The sequence below is a fragment of the Streptomyces sp. NPDC057474 genome (assembly GCF_042802555.1).
GTDB lineage: Bacteria > Actinomycetota > Actinomycetes > Streptomycetales > Streptomycetaceae > Streptomyces.
Map to the genome: position 1 here is coordinate 1 of NZ_JBHVDX010000238.1, position 15,231 is coordinate 15,231.

Here is a 15,231-nt window from a genome sequence, read left to right on the forward strand (position 1 = left end):
CCTTTGGGGCGCGGGCGGCCCGGCGGGTGGGGCGGGGCCGTGCGGGTGTGCCAGGCCGTCGCTTGGTGCCCTCCTGCTCGGGGGCAAGTGGGGAGCCGTTCTCCGGGCCGCTGTATGCGACGGGCTCGACGCACCGGCACGGCCCCTTCCGTCGCCGGGCGGCTTCTCGCCGTCGTGGCGGTCCCCCCATGCCCGCCGCGACCCGCACTCCACACCCCTCACCTCCCACCTGCTCGTCCGCACTCTTCACCCCCCTTCACTCCGCTCGCTTCCCTCGTCGCCCCCACCCCTCCCCGACGGAACAGCGGGCCCTCGGATTCACCCCAGCCCCCAACCGTCCCGTCCTCAGTCGACGGGATCGGGTGGACCCGCGTCGGGCCCCTGGCCCTCGTCGACGGCATAGGCGAGGAACACCTCGACCATCCGATGGAAGAGCGCGGCGAGTTGGCGGATCCGGTCGGGTGACCAGTCGGCCAGGGCCATGCGCATGCCGACCGCACCGGCTTCCCGGATGCGGTCGACGGCCTGTTGGCCGGTGGGCGTGAGGCGGATGCGCAGGGCGCGGCGGTCGCCGGGGTCGGCGACGCGGGTGACGTAGCCGGCCTTCTCCAACTGCTGTACCTGGCGGGTGACATGGGAGGCCTCGACGTCCAGCCGGCCCGCCAGCTCCCCCGGGCGCAGTGGCTCGGAGTCGGCCACCTGTCGCAGCAGCGCCACCGCGGCCCGGTCCAGCGGCACCCCGGCCAGGGCCATCAGCCGCTCGTGCTGCCGGGCCCTGGTGCTCAGGTAGGTGATCTGCGTCAGAGCCCGTTCGATCTCGATCACTTCCGGGGAGGCGGGATCGGCCGCCGACGGCGATGGGGACATGGACATCACCCTACCCTTCTCGTTGCCTAACTCAAGCAATCCCATTCGGCTCGATTGCTTGACTCAAGTAAGTCACATGTGTTTGCCTAACTCAAGCAAGAGCGACGTACCGGCTCCGAACGGGGCCGGTCGACCGGACGAAGCGATGACCCACCCGAGCCCATGACCCACCCGAGCCCATGGCCCCCGCCGTGGGCGACCAAGGACGGGGGCCGTTCGAGCGGAACGGCCCCGACGCGCCGCACCCGTGGGGACGGGGCCCGGCGCCGCCCCCGGACCCGGCAGCCGATCACCTCCCCCGAACGGCGCCGGGTCCGGGGACACCCCCATGACCCCAGTGCCGAACGCGTACCACCCGAACGCGTACGACCCGAACTCGCTCGACCGCCCCAGCCGCCCCTCCCCCGGCCGAGCGAACACCGCACCACCCGCGACCGCACGGGACCGCCCGAGACGGAAGACAGGACACACCGATGAGGACCTCTCTACGAGCCGGCCTGGCTGGGGCGCTCGCATGCGGCGTGCTGGTCACCGCGATGAACGTCGGGCGGGACGGAGGCGGGGGTGGCGGCGATGCCTCGGCGCCCCCGACGGGCCCGTACATCGCGCCCGGCGACTCCTACACGGCCGGGCCGAACATCCCCGAGCAGAGCGGCACCCCCGCCGGCTGCGAGCGGTCCGGCCGGAACTACCCGGCCCTCGTCGCCGCGGAGTTGAAGATCAAGGCGTCCGACTTCCGCGACGTCAGCTGCGCCGGAGCCACCATCGCCGACCTGTCCGCACCACAGTCCACCGACGACGGCACCAACCCCGCCCAGTTCGACGCCCTGTCCGGCGCGACCCGGCTGGTCACGGTCGGCATCGGCGGCAATGACATCGGCTTCGCCTCCGTGATCCGGCGGTGCGTCACGAGCGGCGTGATGTACCAGGTCACCGGCGGTCAGGACGGCGACGGCGACGCCCCCTGCAAGGAGCGGTACGTGTCCGGGGACGTCGACGAGGTGCGGCGGAAGACCGAGGCGGCGGACGGGCGGCTCGCCCGCGCGTTGGACGAGGTCGAACGGCGAGCGCCGAAGGCACGGGTCTACGTCGTCGGGTATCCGGCGATCCTGCCCTCCGACGGCGGTGGCTGCGACCGCGAGCCGGCTCTCGCCCCCGGTGACACCGCCTTCGTCCGGGACAAGGAGCGGGAACTCAACACCATGCGGCGGCAGCGCGCCGAGGCCACCGGGACGCGGTATGTCGACACATACGGGCCGTCCGAGGGCCACGACGCCTGTTCCGCCGAGGACACCCGCTGGATCGAGCCACTTCTGCCGCGCTCCCCCGCGGCCTCCGTCCACCCCAACGAGCGCGGTGAGCGCGGCATGGCCGACGCGGTCCTGCACGCCCTCGGAGCGCACCCATGAGCCACCGGACCACTGATCGTGGGCCGGTCCGGGCGGAAATCCCCCCGCGCGGCGACCGGCCCACCCGACGAAAGAGGAACAGTTCATGAGCAGTATCGGTCTCGACGGCCGCAGTGTCGTCGTCACGGGCGCCGGTTCGGGTATCGGCCGGGCCGCGGCCCTGAAGTTCGCCGCGGCGGGCGCGAAGGTCCTGGTCGCCGACCTCAACAAGGAGGCCGCCGAGGAGACCCTCAAGGCGATCGAGACGGCCGGCGGCACCGCTCTCGCGGTCGTCGGCGACCTCAGTGACCAGGCGGTCGTCGACGAGGTCATCGAGCGTGCCGTGGAGGCCTTCGACGGGCTGGACGTCCTGGTGAACAACGCCGGGATCATGGACCGGATGTCGGCCCTCGCGGACGTCGACGACGCCGAGTGGGAGCGGGTCATCCGGGTCAACCTGACCGCGCCGTTCCTGCTCACCCGGGCCGCCCTGCCGCACATGCTGAACGCGGGGCGCGGCGCGATCGTCTTCACCGCCTCCGAGGCCGGACTGCGCGGCAGCGCGGCCGGTGCCGCCTACACCGCGTCGAAGCACGGCGTCGTCGGCCTGGTGAAGAACCTGTCGGTGATGTACCGCAAGCAGGGCATCCGGGCCAACGCGATAGCCCCCGGCCCCACGATGACCAACATCCAGGTGGACGCCGACCAGCAGGCCCACGGCCCCGGGGTCATCGGCGGGCTGATCGGCGCCAACATCGGGCGCCTCGGCACGGCCGAGGAACAGGCCGACGCGATCGTCTTCCTCGCCTCCGACGCGGCCGCCTTCGTCAACGGCGTTGTCCTGCCCGTCGACGACGCCTGGGCCGCCGTCTGACAGCCCCGGCCCAGGCCCTCGCCCACGGCTGACCCCGGTCGGGTCATGTCTCCCCGGAATCCGTCCGGGGCCGGCCCCGACCGGCAACACCCCGCTCCGCACACCCACGCGGCGCCACCTCTTCCCCGGTTCCTCCAGAAAGTGAGTCTCCCCATGGCGACGATGAAGTCCGTCCGGACCGCCGGTGTCGGCAAGGTCGAGGTCGTGGACGTCGAGCGCCCCGTGCCCGGCCCCAACGACGTGCTCGTACGCGTCCGCGCCTGCGGCATCTGTGGCACCGACGTCACCTTCCTGCACATGGGGGGCATGCCCGCCCGTGGTCACCAGGGCGGTGAGATGGTGCCGGTACCGCTCGGCCATGAGCCGGCCGGCGAGATCGTCGAGGTCGGCGCCGAGGTCACCGGCCTCGGGGTTGGGGACCGGGTGGTCGTCAACCCGCAGGACGCGCCGACCGGCATCATCGGCTGCGGCGGAAAGTACGGCGGGATGAGCGAGTACCTGCTGATCGAGGACGCCGAGGTCGGCAAGGGCGTGGCGGTCTTCCCCGACTCCGTGCCCTTCGACATCGCCTCCCTCAACGAGCCCATGGCCGTGGCCCGGCACTGCGTCAACCGTTCCGAGGCGGGGCCCGATGACAAGGTCGTCGTCTTCGGTGCCGGGCCCATCGGCCTGGGCGCGGCCATCTGGCTCAAGCTGCGCGGTGTGCGGCACGTGGTCGTGGCCGATGTGATCCCCTCCCGGCTGGAGAAGGCACTGGCCGTGGGTGCGGACGCCGTCGTCAACTCGGCCGAGGAGGACGTCGCCGCGCGCCTGACCGAGCTGCACGGCCAGGCCGCCAACGCGCTCGGCCAGCCCCGGCCCGGCACCGACATCTTCATCGACGCGGCCGGTGTCCCCGCCGTGTTCAACACCGTGGTGGGCTCGGCCAAGTGGGGCGCGAAGCTCGTCATGGTCGCCGTGCAGAAGAAGGGCTCGGAGATCGACCTCGGCGGCATGCTCCGCAGCGAGCTGACCCTCATCGCCTCCCAGGGCTACCCCACCGAGATCTTCGAGGTCACCCCCGAGATCGTCGAGCACCACGAGCGCTTCGCCAAGCTCATCAGCCACCGGGTGCCCGCCGCCGATGTCGACCAGGCCTTCGAGCTGGCGCTGACACCGGGGGCGGCCGAGAAGGTGGTCGTGACGTTCGACGAGTAGGCGTCTTGGGCTTCTTGGGCTTCTTGGGCTTCTTGGGCTTCTCACTGTGAGAGGGGCCTGCCACCGGATGTCGCCGGTGGCAGGCCCTTCCGCCGTACGAGGCCTCGGGCAGCCGTACGAAGGCGCGCGGCTCTCACCAGGCCACGAACAGCCCGTAGAGGTCGCAAGCCGATGTCGGGGACGGTGGTCGGGGTGCACTGCCATGAGCGCTGCTGATCTTGACTGCCAGGCCCGGACTTTGTCCGGCTGCATCCCTCCGCTCCTGGTCCAGGCAACCACGACCAGCTGGCCGATCTGTTGACGAGGCACGACCGGATCGAGGAACTACGGGCGTACGCAGCGTCCGAGAGGGAAGATCGTGATTCTCTCGGCTCGCCTCAGCGCGAGGAACTACTGTCGCGAGCATGGTCGAACACGATGCCTTCAGCGTCACCCGCGAGGCCTACGACGCCGCCGCCCCCACCTATGCGCAGCTGTTCCGCGACACGCTGCGTGACAGTCCCCTGGACCGTGCGATCCTGGGTGCCTTCGCCGAGGTCATACGCGCGAGTGGGGACGGTCAGGTCGCGGACCTGGGGTGTGGGCCCGGCCATATCACCGCTCATCTGGACGAGCTGGGGCTGGCGGCGTTTGGTGTCGATGCCTCTCCTGCGATGATCAATTTGGCTCGACAGGCCTGTCCGGGCCTGCGGTTCGACGTGGGCTCGATGGCCGCGTTGAACATCGCTGACGGCGTGCTGGGCGGCGTACTCTCACGTTGGTCCATCATCCACACTCCGCCGCAGGAACTCCCCGCCATCCTGGCGGAGTTCCATCGTGTGCTGAAACCTGGCGGCCACCTTCTGGTCTGCTTTTCGGCAAGCGATGATGCGTCTCACCCGACGCAGGTCTTCGATCACACAGTCGCGCCGGCCTACCGGTGGTCGCCTGATCACCTCGCCGCGCTGCTGCGCAGGTCCGGGTTGGCCGAGGTGGCCCGGATGGTTCGCGAGCCCCAGCCCACCGACCGAAGGCAGTTCCAGGACATTCAACTGCTCGCCCGCAAAGTCTAGGCAGGGGCTGCCCGACCGACCACACGACCGCATCCAACCTGACGGACGGGGAGCCGTCAGGCTCCAGGCGGCGGCTCATGATCAGGGCTGGAGTCCTTCGACCTCGCCGAGTCGACCTTCCCGCTCGGCCTCGGCGATGCGGGCGATGCGGGCGATGCGGGCGATGCGGGCGATGCGGGCGATCAGGTTGTCGCGGATCCCCTCCCATCGGGCGCTGGCGCTCGTGTTGCGAGTCCAGCTGGGCGAGCTTGTCTTCTGTACGTTCGTTCGAGCAGCGCGAGCGTAGCGAGGGCGATCACGTCGGCCGTCGTCTCGTGCCCGGCGAGGGGCAGCAGGGCGCCCACTTCACCCATTCCGTCGGGAGTTCAGGCGTCCGGAGGTGATCGGGCGAACCGAGGCGGATCTTCCAGGTCGAGCAACTGACTCAACCATGACCGGGATTCGGCCACCGGCGGCACGGCAACCGGCCGGGCGGCTACTTGTTGTTCAGGTAGGCCAGCACGGCCAGCACCCTGCGGTGTCCGGTGTCGCTGGTCGGCAGGCCGAGCTTCAGGAAGACGTTGCCGATGTGCTTGCTGACCGCGCGTTCGGTGACGACCAGGGTCCTGGCGATGGTGGCGTTGTCGTGTCCCTCGGCCATCGCCTTCAGCACCTCGCGCTCGCGCGGGGTGAGCGAGTCGAGCGGTGAGTCCCGGCGGCGGGTCAGCAGCTCGGTCACCACCTCGGGGTCGAGCGCGGTGCCGCCGGCCGCGACCCGGTCGAGCGCGTCCAGGAACTCGTCGACCCGGCCGACCCGGTCCTTGAGCAGATAACCGACCCCGCTCGCGCCCCCGCCGAGCAGTTCGGCGGCGTACGACTCCTCCACGTACTGCGAGAGGACCAGCACCGGCAGGCCGGGGATCTTCTGGCGGGCCTCCAGGGCGGCGCGCAGACCCTCGTCGCGGAAGCCGGGCGGCATCCGGACGTCCAGGACGGCGACGTCCGGGCGGTGCTCCAGCAGTGCGGGGAGGACCTCGGGGCCGCTGCCCGCGACGGCCGCCACCTCGTGTCCGGCCGAGGTCAGCAGCAGGACCAGGCCCTCTCTCAACAGGGCGTTGTCCTCGGCGATCACCACACGCACGGCAGTCCCACCTCTGTCCTCGACCGCCGCGTACGCGATGTCCCCGGATCGGCCGATGATTCCGTTTCGCTCACCATACGCAGGGCAGCTCCACCTCGATCACCGTGGGCCCCCCGAGGGGGCTGGTCACGGCCGTGCTCCCGTCGAGCGCGGCGACCCGCCGCCGCATACCGAGGAGTCCGGATCCACCCATCGCGGAGGCGGCGCCGGCAGGGGTGTAGGGGCCGTTCCTCGCGGAAGCCGAGCCTGTGCCCCCGGCGCCGTCTTCGGCGCCGCCCCGGCCGTCGTCGCGCACCAGGACTCGGACGCCCCGGGCTGTGCGGGCGAGGTGGATCTCGGCGTGGTCGCAGCCGCTGTGTTTGGCGACGTTGGTGAGGGCCTCGGCGACGACGAAGTACGCGGCGGCCTCCACCGCGGCGGGCGGGCGCGGGCCGTCGGCAGCCTCCAACCCGCGTACATCCACGGTCACTTCGAGGCCGCTGCTCGCCGCCAGGGCCCGTACGGCGCCGGCCAGGCCCCGGTCGGTGAGGATCGGCGGGTGGATGCCGCGCACGACGTGCCGGAGTTCGGTCAGCGCGGCCTCGGCCTGCTCCTGCGCGTCGAGCAGCAGCTTGCGCGCGGCCTCCGGGTCGCGGTCGTACACGCGCTGGGCCAGCCCGATCCGCATGGACAGCGAGACCAGGCGGGCCTGGGCGCCGTCGTGCAGGTCCCGTTCGATACGGCGGAGTTCGGCACCGTGGGCGGCGATCGCGTCGGCCCGGGTCGCCGTCAGCTCCTCCACCCGTTCGGCGAGGCGGGCCTTCGGGGACGGCTTGAGCAGGGTTTCGGACCAGTGGGCGTCGAGGTCGGCGAGACGGCTGATCAACGGCAGGACGAGGGCTTCACGGCGGAGCAGTCCGCACCACACGCCGTCGACGACGAGGCCCAGCGGCCACAGGGGCACCGCGAGGAAGAAGAGGGCGCCGTAGACGTAGTACGCGAGCATCCAGCGGGCGTCGGTGTGGGTGCCGGGGTCGCGGACGGCGATACGCAGGCGTTCGCGCAGGGTGCCCTCGATCGGCTGGTAGGCCTCGGGGACGGCGCGGCCGGTCCAGGCGGTCACCTGGTGGCGTTTCGCGCCGGCGATACGGCGGATCAGCGTCACGGTCTCGGGCAGCATCCAGGCGCCCACCACGGCGAGCGTGGCGATCGCGGTGATCAGCAGCACCGTGATGAAGAGGTACATGCCGAAGGCCATCGCGGCGGCGATGACCAGCTGGAGCGTCGCCCGCACGGCCTGCCGCACCGTCTTGCCCATGCCGATCAGACTAGGCGACCCGCCGGGGCGGGCGCGGCACGGGTGGGGCCCCCGGACAGCGCGCCTCCCAGGCTGACGTCCCCTACGCCCGGACCACGGCCAGCGGCAGTCGGACCGTGAACGTCGTCGTGCCCGGTTCGCTGGTCAGGTCGATGGTGCCGCCGTGGGCGCGGACCAAAGAGCTGGCGACGGCGAGGCCGAGGCCGCTGCCGCCCCGGTCGCGGCTGCGGGCCTTGTCGACGCGGTAGAAGCGGTCGAAGACGCGCTCCTGGTCGTCGGCCGGGATGCCGGGCCCTGAGTCGGTGATCCGCACCTCGGCCGTGCCGGAGGCAGCCGCGCCGGAGTCGACGGACACCTCCAGGCGGACCTCCGTGCCGCGCGGGGTGTGCACGGCGGCGTTGGTGAGGAGGTTGTCGAGGACCTGGCGGAGGCGCAGCGGGTCGAGGCGCAGCCGTACAGGGGCGGAGCCGGTCGTCACGGTCAGCGGATGGCCGGGGTGACCCGCGCGGAAGGCGTCCGCCGCCTGGAGCGACAGCTGCACCAGGTCGGCCTCCTCCAGCCGCAGCGGGGTCTCCACGTCGGCGGCGTCGAGGCGGGCGAGCATCAGCAGGTCGTCCAGCAGGTAACCCATGCGGGCGGCCTCGGCGCGCAGCCGGGCCAGGTGTTTGTCGCGTTCCTCGGGGCTGTGGGCGGCGGCGTACTGGAAGAGGTCGGCGTAGCCGCGTACCGACATCAGAGGGGTGCGCAGCTCGTGCGAGGCGTCGGCGACGAAGCGGCGCAGGCGCTGTTCGGCCTCGGTGCGGACGGCGAGCGCGTCGTCGATGTGCTCCAGCATCGTGTTGAAGGCGGTGCGCAGTTCCTCGACCTCGGGGCCGCCGTCGCGGTTGTCGTGGCGCATCGGCAGCCGCGCCGAATCCGTCAGGTCGTGCGAGGTGATGCCGCGGGCGGTGTGCGCCATGTCGCCCAGCGGTTTCAGTCCGCGCCGCAGCATGGCCCGGCCGAACACCACGAGCGCCATCAGGGCGAGGACGAAGGTGACGACCTGGACCGTGATCAGCTGACCCACGGTGTCCTCGATGTCGTCCATCGGCGCGGCGCTGACCAGGACCACGCCGGGCTCGACCTCACAGGCCCGCAGCCGGTACTGGCCCTGGCCCTTGAGGTGCTCGGTGCGGGTGACCTCCGTGCCCTCGACGGTCAGAGCCTTGGCCACGAGGGTGAAGTCGTCGATGTCCTTGGGAACGTCGGCGGGGTCCTCGGGCTTCTGGAGCACCGGGGTGCCGTCCGAGGTGTCGTACACCGCGTAGTACCAGCGGTAGTACTTCTTGCCCTCGAGCGTGCCGTAGTCCGCGATGCTCTTGGACTGGGCGATCTGGGCGATCTTCAGCTGCTCGTTGAGCTGCGCGGACAGGTAGTCGCGCATGTACATGGTCAGCGTGCTGCCGACGACGGCGAACACGACGAGGGCCAGGGCGCCGAGGCCGAGGGCCAGCCGGGTGCCGAGGCGCATCCCGCGGTAGCTCTGTCTGAGCCGGGCGATCACTCGGTGGCCTGTCGCAGCACGTAGCCGAATCCCCGGACGGTGTGGATGAGCGGTTCACCGGTGTCGTCGAGTTTGCGGCGCAGCCGGCTGACGACCAGCTCGACGACGTTGGAGCGGCCGCCGAAACCGTACTCCCAGACGTGGTCGAGGATCTGTGCCTTGGTGAGGACGGTCGGGGACTTGCGCATGAGGTAGCGCAGGACCTCGTACTCGGTGGGCGTGAGGGTGAGCAGCTTGTCGCCGCGGCGGACCTCGCGGGTGTCCTCGTCCATCGTCAGGTCCGCGACCTGGAGCACGGAGCGCTGGAAGGTGGGCCCGGCGCTGCGGCGCAGCACGGTGCGCAGCCGGGCCATCAGCTCCTCCACCGCGAACGGTTTGACCAGGTAGTCGTCGCCGCCCCGGGTGAGGCCGGCGACCCGGTCGGCGACGCCGTCGCGGGCGGTCAGGAACACCACGGGCACCATCGTGCCGGACCGGCGCAGCCGGTCGAGCACGCCGAAGCCGTCCACGCCCGGCAGCATCAGGTCCAGGACCACGATGTCGGGATGGAACTCGGCCGCCTGCCTGAGCGCCTCCTCACCGGAGTGCGCCGTGACGGCGTCCCAGCCCTCGTAGCGGGCGACGGTCGCCACCAGGTCAGCGATGGGGGGATCGTCGTCCACCACGAGAAGTCGCACTTTTTCCACGTGCTCATAGTGCGCTACCGATCGCATCGCGCCATAGTCGCTCACAGTTTGGCAGCCGATCGATAAAAACTTGAAAGTTGTCCGACAGCAAAACGACAGCGCTCACCGGAGAAGCTCGTATCCCCCACCCGATCAAGGAGCGCTCCCCGTGACCACTGTCCAACAACCCCCCACGGCGGTCAGCCGCTCGGGAGCGCGCCCCAAAGTGGTCGCCCGCACCGGTCTGTACACGGTGCTGGCGGCGAACGTGGCGGTGGTGACCTTCTTCTTCGTCCAGGCCGGCTTCGCCTCGAACGCCCTCATCGTGCTGGGCCGGCTGACCGGCCTGTACGGCGCGCTCCTGATGGCCTTCCAGTTGCTGCTGGTGGCCCGGCTGCCGTGGTTCGACCGGCGCATCGGCATGGACCGGCTGACCTCCTGGCACCGCTGGACCGGCTTCTCGGTGCTGTGGCTGCTGGTCGCGCACGGCGTCTTCATCAGCTTCGGTTACGCCCAGTCCTCGGACATGGACCCGCTCAGCCAGCTGGTCGACCTCGCCGAGACCGTCGAGGGAGTACTGCGCGCGATCGTCGCGCTGGGCATCATCATCATGATCGGCGTGGTCTCGGCCCGCTTCGCCCGGCGCAGGCTCGCCTACGAGACCTGGCACTTCATCCACCTGTACACCTACGTCGCGGTGGTGCTGGCCTTCACGCACCAGGTCGCGGCGGGTACGTCGTTCGCCTCGTCGGAGACCGCGACGGCGTACTGGTACGTGCTGTGGGGCGTGGCCCTGGCTTCGGTGTTCGTGGGCCGACTGGTGCTCCCGCTGTGGCGCAACTGGCGCCACCAGCTGCGCGTCACGGCGGTCGTCCCCGAGGCCGACAACGTCGTCTCGATCTACCTGACCGGCCGCGACCTGGACCGGATGCCCGCGCGGGCCGGACAGTTCTTCCTGTGGCGCTTCCTGACCCGGGACCGCTGGTGGCAGGCCAACCCGTTCTCGCTGTCGGCCGCGCCCGACGGCAAGCAGCTGCGGCTGACCGCGAAGGCGGCCGGCGAGGGCTCCGCCGCCCTGCGGCACGTGAAGGTCGGCACCCGCGTCTTCGCCGAGGGCCCGTACGGCGCCTTCACCGCGATGCACCGCACCCGGCCGGAGTCCGTGCTCATCGCCGGCGGCGTCGGCGTCACCCCCATCCGGGCCCTGCTGGAGGAGATCCAGGGGCACGCCGTGGTCATCTACCGGGTGGCCGCGAAACAGGACGCCGTCCTCTACAACGAGCTCCAGCAGCTCGCCTTCGACAAGGGCGCCGAGCTGCACCTGGTCTCCGGCCCCGCCAGCCCCGACCTGCTGGCGCCGCGCGAGCTGCAGCGCATGGTGCCGGACATCACCGACCGGGACGTGTTCCTGTGCGGGCCGCCGCCGATGATGAACGCGGTCCTGGGCAGCCTGCGCGAGCTGGACGTGCCCAAGCCGCAGATCCACTTCGAACGCTTCAGCCTGGCTGGATGAGGGACACGAGGAAAGCACTGTGAAACGAGTCATACCCGCCCTGGTCCTGAGCGCCGCCGCGCTGGTCCCCGTCTGGCGTTACGCCCCCTCGACCGACACGACGTCCACGACGACGACCGCCGAGTCGACCCCGTCGGCCTCCGCGTCCGCCGCGGCGGGCTCCAACGCGGTCTCGGGCACGACGATCGACACCGAGAAGGGTCCCGTCCAGGTCCAGGCGACCTTCCAGGGCGAGAAGATCACCGCCGTCAGGATGCTCCAGCAACCGGACCATCCGCAGACCGAGGCGGCGGTGCCGGTACTGATCGAGGAGACGCTGGAGGCGCAGAGCGCCGACATCGACACCGTCTCCGGCGCCACCATCACCAGCGACGGCTACCGGAAGTCGCTCCAGGCCGCGATCGACGAGAACGAGAAGTCGGTGTCCTCCTCGGCCGCCGGGTCCTCCTCGGCCTCCGCTTCCGCTTCGGGGAACTCGGAGGACTCGGCGGCGTCGGAGGAGAGCGCGAGCCAGACCGTCGCGGGCTCGACGGTCGGCACCTCCAAGGGTGACGTCCAGGTCCAGGTGACCTTCGAGGGCGACAAGATCACCGCCGTGGAGATGCTGAAGCAGCCGAACCACCCGCAGACCGAGGCGGCCGTCCCGGTGCTGATCAAGGAGACCCTGGCGGCGCAGAGCGCCGACATCGACACCGTCTCCGGCGCCACCATCACCAGCGACGGCTACCGGGAGTCCATCCAGGCCGCGATCGACGCGAAGGCCTGATCCGGTGCGCCGCGTCGAACACATCATGGGGTTCCCGATCTCGCTGCTCGTCGAGGGCAACGAAAACGACAGCGAGAACGACGGCGAGAACGGGGTGATGACCGCCGAGGCCGCGGAGCCGGCGTTCGACTGGCTGCGCGAGGTCGACGCACGGTTCAGCCCGTTCCGCGCCGACAGCGAGGTGTCGCGGCTGGACCGGGGTGAGCTGGCACGGGACGAGGTCAGCCGGGACCTGGCCGAGGTGTTGGCCCTCTGCGAGGAGTACCGGGTGGCGACGGGCGGCGCGTTCGACGTACGGCTGCCGGGGCGTGGGCTCGATCCCTGCGCGATGGTGAAGGGATGGGCTGTGCAGCGGGCGGCGGAGCTGCTGACGGATCTGGGCGCGAAGCGGCTCTGCCTCAACGCGGGTGGTGACGTGGCCGCGACCGGTGGGCCGTGGCGGGTGGGCGTACGCCACCCGGAACGGGCCGACCGCCTCTGTACGGTCCTGTCCCTCACGGACGGGGCGGTCGCGACCTCCGCCCGCTACGAGCGCGGCGACCACATCCTCGACGGCCGCACGGGCCGGCCGGCGACGGGCCTCCTGAGCCTCACGGTGGTGGCCCCGTCCCTCACCGAGGCCGACGCGACCGCGACCGCCGCGTTCGCGATGGGCGCGGAGGGCATCGAGTGGGCCGCGTCCCGGGAGGGCTGCGAGATCTTCGCGGTCGACGCGCGGCAGCGGGTCTTCCGGACACCGGGGTTGCCGGTGGCGGCCTGAGGAGGGGTGCCTGACGGGGGCGCCTCATGGAGAAGGGCCCGGGGTTCGCGACCCGCACCAGGAGTTCCTGGCGCTGGACGCCGCCGACCTGGGCACGGGGGTACTGCACGGCATGCCGGTCAGCAGCAGCGCCGGCCGTACCGCGCTCGCCTCCTCGGCGGGCGCCCGCAGCCAGGCGTACGCGCTCGTCCCGGGCGTCGCGGTCCTCGCCGTCCTGCTCTCCCTCGGCTCGCCGCTGACCCGCACCCCGTCGGCCGTGCCGGGCACGGTCGTCGTCCACGCCGCCGCCCGCATGGTCGACCTGGCCGGCTTCCGACGGCTGGCCGCGTACCGGCACCGGGAGCTGCTCCTCGCGGTCGGCTGTCTGGCCGGTGTGCCGGCCCGGGGCATCCTGTACGGCGTCCTGGTGGCCGTCGGCCTGTCGGTGGCCGAGCTGCTGACCAGGACGGCCCGTCCCCACGACGCCGTGGAAGGGCTGGTGCCGGGTGCGGCCGGCATGCACGACGTCGACGACTACCCCGAGGCCCGGACGATCCCTCTACTGGATCAGGATGGCCAGTGAAGAAGTCGTCCAGTGTCGACACCGACACCCCGCCAGGGTGTCCGACCGGCCTCTGCCTCACCCAGAACGGCGACGCCATCGACGGCTACATGAATGCCGTCGACGCAGCGACCACCCAACGGGGCTCCTCGTCCACCGCCACGACTCCCCGCTCTTCTTCGCCGACGCGGAGGACTTCCGCCGCCGGGCCCTCGCCGCGGTCGACGAACAGGAGCAGCGCGGAGAGACCGTGCGCTGGTTCCTGCTCAACACCGAGGCCAACGTCGAGGTCGACATCACCGCCCCCTGGACGCGGTCGAGGAACTCCGCCGCGAGCTGACCCGGCACGGCGTCGTCTTCGCCCTCGCCCGCGCGAAGGCAGGACCTGCTCGACGAGCTGGAGGCGTACGGACTCGCCAAGTCGGTCGGCGGCGACCTGATCTTCCCGACGCTGCCGACCGCCGTGGCCGCGTACCGGGCGTGGTGCCGCGACCGGACCCGGAGCCACGGCCGACAGCCCACCACCTCCGCCCCGCCCCTCCCCTCCCCGAAATCCCGTTGCGGTCCCCGCCCCCGCCCCCCGACAGTGACCCCATGACGACGACGCACACCACCCCCCTGCCGCCCGGCCTGACCGTACGCCCGGCGACGCTCGACGACGCGGAAACGGTGTGCGCGCTGCTCAACGAGATCGACCTGCTGGAGATCGGCCGCGCCGGGACCGAACTGGGTGAGGTGCAGGCCGACCTGAAGCATCCGGAGGCGGACCTGGAGCGTGACTCCTGGCTGCTGTTCGACGGGGACCGGCTGGTGGCGTACGGGCTGCTGTGGGACGAGTCCGGCGGCGAACGCGTCGACATGGACCACTACGCGCTGCCGGACCAACCGCTCGGCGCGCTGCACCTGTTCGACCTCATGGAGGCCCGGGCGGCGGAGCGCGCGGCGGCCAACGGGGCGGACCGGGCCGTCGTGCACATGCATCTCAACATCGCGCCCACCATGGACCTGGACGCGTTGCGCGGGCGCGGCTGGCGCGCGGTCCGCCGCTACAACGTCATGGCCCGCCCCCTGTCCCCCACCGAGCCGCTGCCGACGCCCCCGCCCGGCGTCACCCTGCGCTCCTGTACCGCCGAGCCGGACCGCAGGCAGGCCCACGCCCTGCTGCAGGCGGCATTCGTCGACCACTTCGACTTCCAGCCGCGTACGTACGAACAGTGGCTGGACGACATCGACGCCGAGCACGTCGACTGGTCGCTGATCTGGATAGCGCACGTCGACGGTCTAGGCGACGCGGCGGCTGTGCGGTCGCGCAACGACCGATCCGGCATGGCCTGGATCGCCAACATCGGCGTCCTGCGCGAGGCCCGCGGCCGCGGCCTCGGGAGCCTGCTGCTCGGCCACACCTTCGGTCACTACGCGGCGCTGGGCCGCGACCGCATCGGCCTCGGCGTCGACACCGACAACAGCACCAACGCCCTCGCCCTCTACGAACGGCATGGCATGAAGCTGGACTTCGCGGTCGACACCTGGGAGCTGGTACGCCCCGTGGAGCGCACCCCGGCCGACTGACCCGGGCGGCAGGAGGCGAAGGGCGGCACATCGAACGCCCCGGCAGGTCGAACGCGAAGCCCCCGTTCCTACTGGGAAC

The 15,231-nt window shown here is 71.4% G+C and carries 13 protein-coding genes and 2 pseudogenes; 10 read left to right on the top strand and 5 right to left on the bottom strand.

All coding sequences use genetic code 11. The features are described 5' to 3' along the window. Window positions 1-345 precede the first annotated feature (345 nt). Entirely contained in the window at window positions 346-867 is a 522-nt protein-coding gene (locus ACFU53_RS40225) for a MarR family winged helix-turn-helix transcriptional regulator (RefSeq protein WP_384004366.1), read from the bottom strand. A gap of 473 nt (window positions 868-1,340) precedes the next feature. Between ACFU53_RS40225 and ACFU53_RS40230 the strand changes: the two genes are divergently transcribed. The 4 genes from ACFU53_RS40230 (at window position 1,341) to ACFU53_RS40245 (ending at window position 5,378) form a co-directional block, all read left to right on the top strand. Further along, the gene (locus ACFU53_RS40230) at window positions 1,341-2,276 is read left to right on the top strand and encodes an SGNH/GDSL hydrolase family protein (protein WP_384004368.1); all 936 of its coding nucleotides are present in this window, start codon (window positions 1,341-1,343) and stop codon (window positions 2,274-2,276) included. An 85-nt stretch (window positions 2,277-2,361) separates the two neighbouring features. Then, a complete protein-coding gene (locus ACFU53_RS40235) occupies window positions 2,362-3,129 on the top strand; it encodes an SDR family NAD(P)-dependent oxidoreductase (protein WP_384004370.1) in 768 nt (255 codons plus the stop codon). A gap of 153 nt (window positions 3,130-3,282) precedes the next feature. Continuing rightward, complete coding sequence (locus ACFU53_RS40240; RefSeq protein WP_384004372.1) at window positions 3,283-4,326, top strand: zinc-binding dehydrogenase; 1,044 nt, start codon at window positions 3,283-3,285, stop codon at window positions 4,324-4,326. Between the two features lie 404 nt (window positions 4,327-4,730). Further along, window positions 4,731-5,378, top strand: coding sequence for a class I SAM-dependent DNA methyltransferase (locus tag ACFU53_RS40245; protein ID WP_384004374.1), 648 nt, complete (start codon window positions 4,731-4,733; stop codon window positions 5,376-5,378). Between the two features lie 475 nt (window positions 5,379-5,853). Here ACFU53_RS40245 and ACFU53_RS40250 read toward each other — a convergent pair whose 3' ends face one another. From ACFU53_RS40250 to ACFU53_RS40265, 4 genes are all read right to left on the bottom strand, one after another. Beyond that, entirely contained in the window at window positions 5,854-6,498 is a 645-nt protein-coding gene (locus tag ACFU53_RS40250) for a response regulator (protein WP_384004376.1), read from the bottom strand. 70 nt (window positions 6,499-6,568) lie between these two features. Then, a complete protein-coding gene (locus ACFU53_RS40255; RefSeq protein WP_384004378.1) occupies window positions 6,569-7,795 on the bottom strand; it encodes a histidine kinase in 1,227 nt (408 codons plus the stop codon). A gap of 82 nt (window positions 7,796-7,877) precedes the next feature. Beyond that, a complete protein-coding gene (locus tag ACFU53_RS40260) occupies window positions 7,878-9,338 on the bottom strand; it encodes an ATP-binding protein (RefSeq protein ID WP_384004380.1) in 1,461 nt (486 codons plus the stop codon). Further along, window positions 9,335-10,024 (bottom strand): response regulator transcription factor, encoded by a 690-nt coding sequence (locus ACFU53_RS40265; protein WP_384004382.1) that lies wholly within the window; start codon window positions 10,022-10,024, stop codon window positions 9,335-9,337. The genes ACFU53_RS40260 and ACFU53_RS40265 overlap by 4 nt, the downstream gene beginning before the upstream one ends. A gap of 148 nt (window positions 10,025-10,172) precedes the next feature. Here ACFU53_RS40265 and ACFU53_RS40270 point away from each other — a divergent pair, with 148 nt between their 5' ends. The 6 genes and pseudogenes from ACFU53_RS40270 (at window position 10,173) to ACFU53_RS40295 (ending at window position 15,152) form a co-directional block, all read left to right on the top strand. After that, on the top strand, window positions 10,173-11,516 hold the full coding sequence (locus tag ACFU53_RS40270) for a ferric reductase-like transmembrane domain-containing protein (RefSeq protein WP_384004384.1): 1,344 nt from the start codon (window positions 10,173-10,175) through the stop codon (window positions 11,514-11,516). A 19-nt stretch (window positions 11,517-11,535) separates the two neighbouring features. Next, a complete protein-coding gene (locus ACFU53_RS40275) occupies window positions 11,536-12,282 on the top strand; it encodes an FMN-binding protein (RefSeq protein ID WP_384004386.1) in 747 nt (248 codons plus the stop codon). A gap of 4 nt (window positions 12,283-12,286) precedes the next feature. Next, window positions 12,287-13,042, top strand: coding sequence for an FAD:protein FMN transferase (locus tag ACFU53_RS40280; protein WP_384004388.1), 756 nt, complete (start codon window positions 12,287-12,289; stop codon window positions 13,040-13,042). A gap of 31 nt (window positions 13,043-13,073) precedes the next feature. Then, window positions 13,074-13,580 (top strand): annotated as a pseudogene (locus ACFU53_RS40285) (SulP family inorganic anion transporter); the annotation flags it as partial. 145 nt (window positions 13,581-13,725) lie between these two features. After that, window positions 13,726-14,181: pseudogene (locus ACFU53_RS40290) on the top strand (STAS domain-containing protein); the annotation flags it as partial. After that, window positions 14,178-15,152: a GNAT family N-acetyltransferase gene (locus ACFU53_RS40295; protein ID WP_384004390.1), complete on the top strand. Its 975-nt coding sequence runs from the start codon at window positions 14,178-14,180 to the stop codon at window positions 15,150-15,152. The pseudogene ACFU53_RS40290 and the gene ACFU53_RS40295, both read left to right, overlap by 4 nt. Window positions 15,153-15,231: the final 79 nt, after the last annotated feature.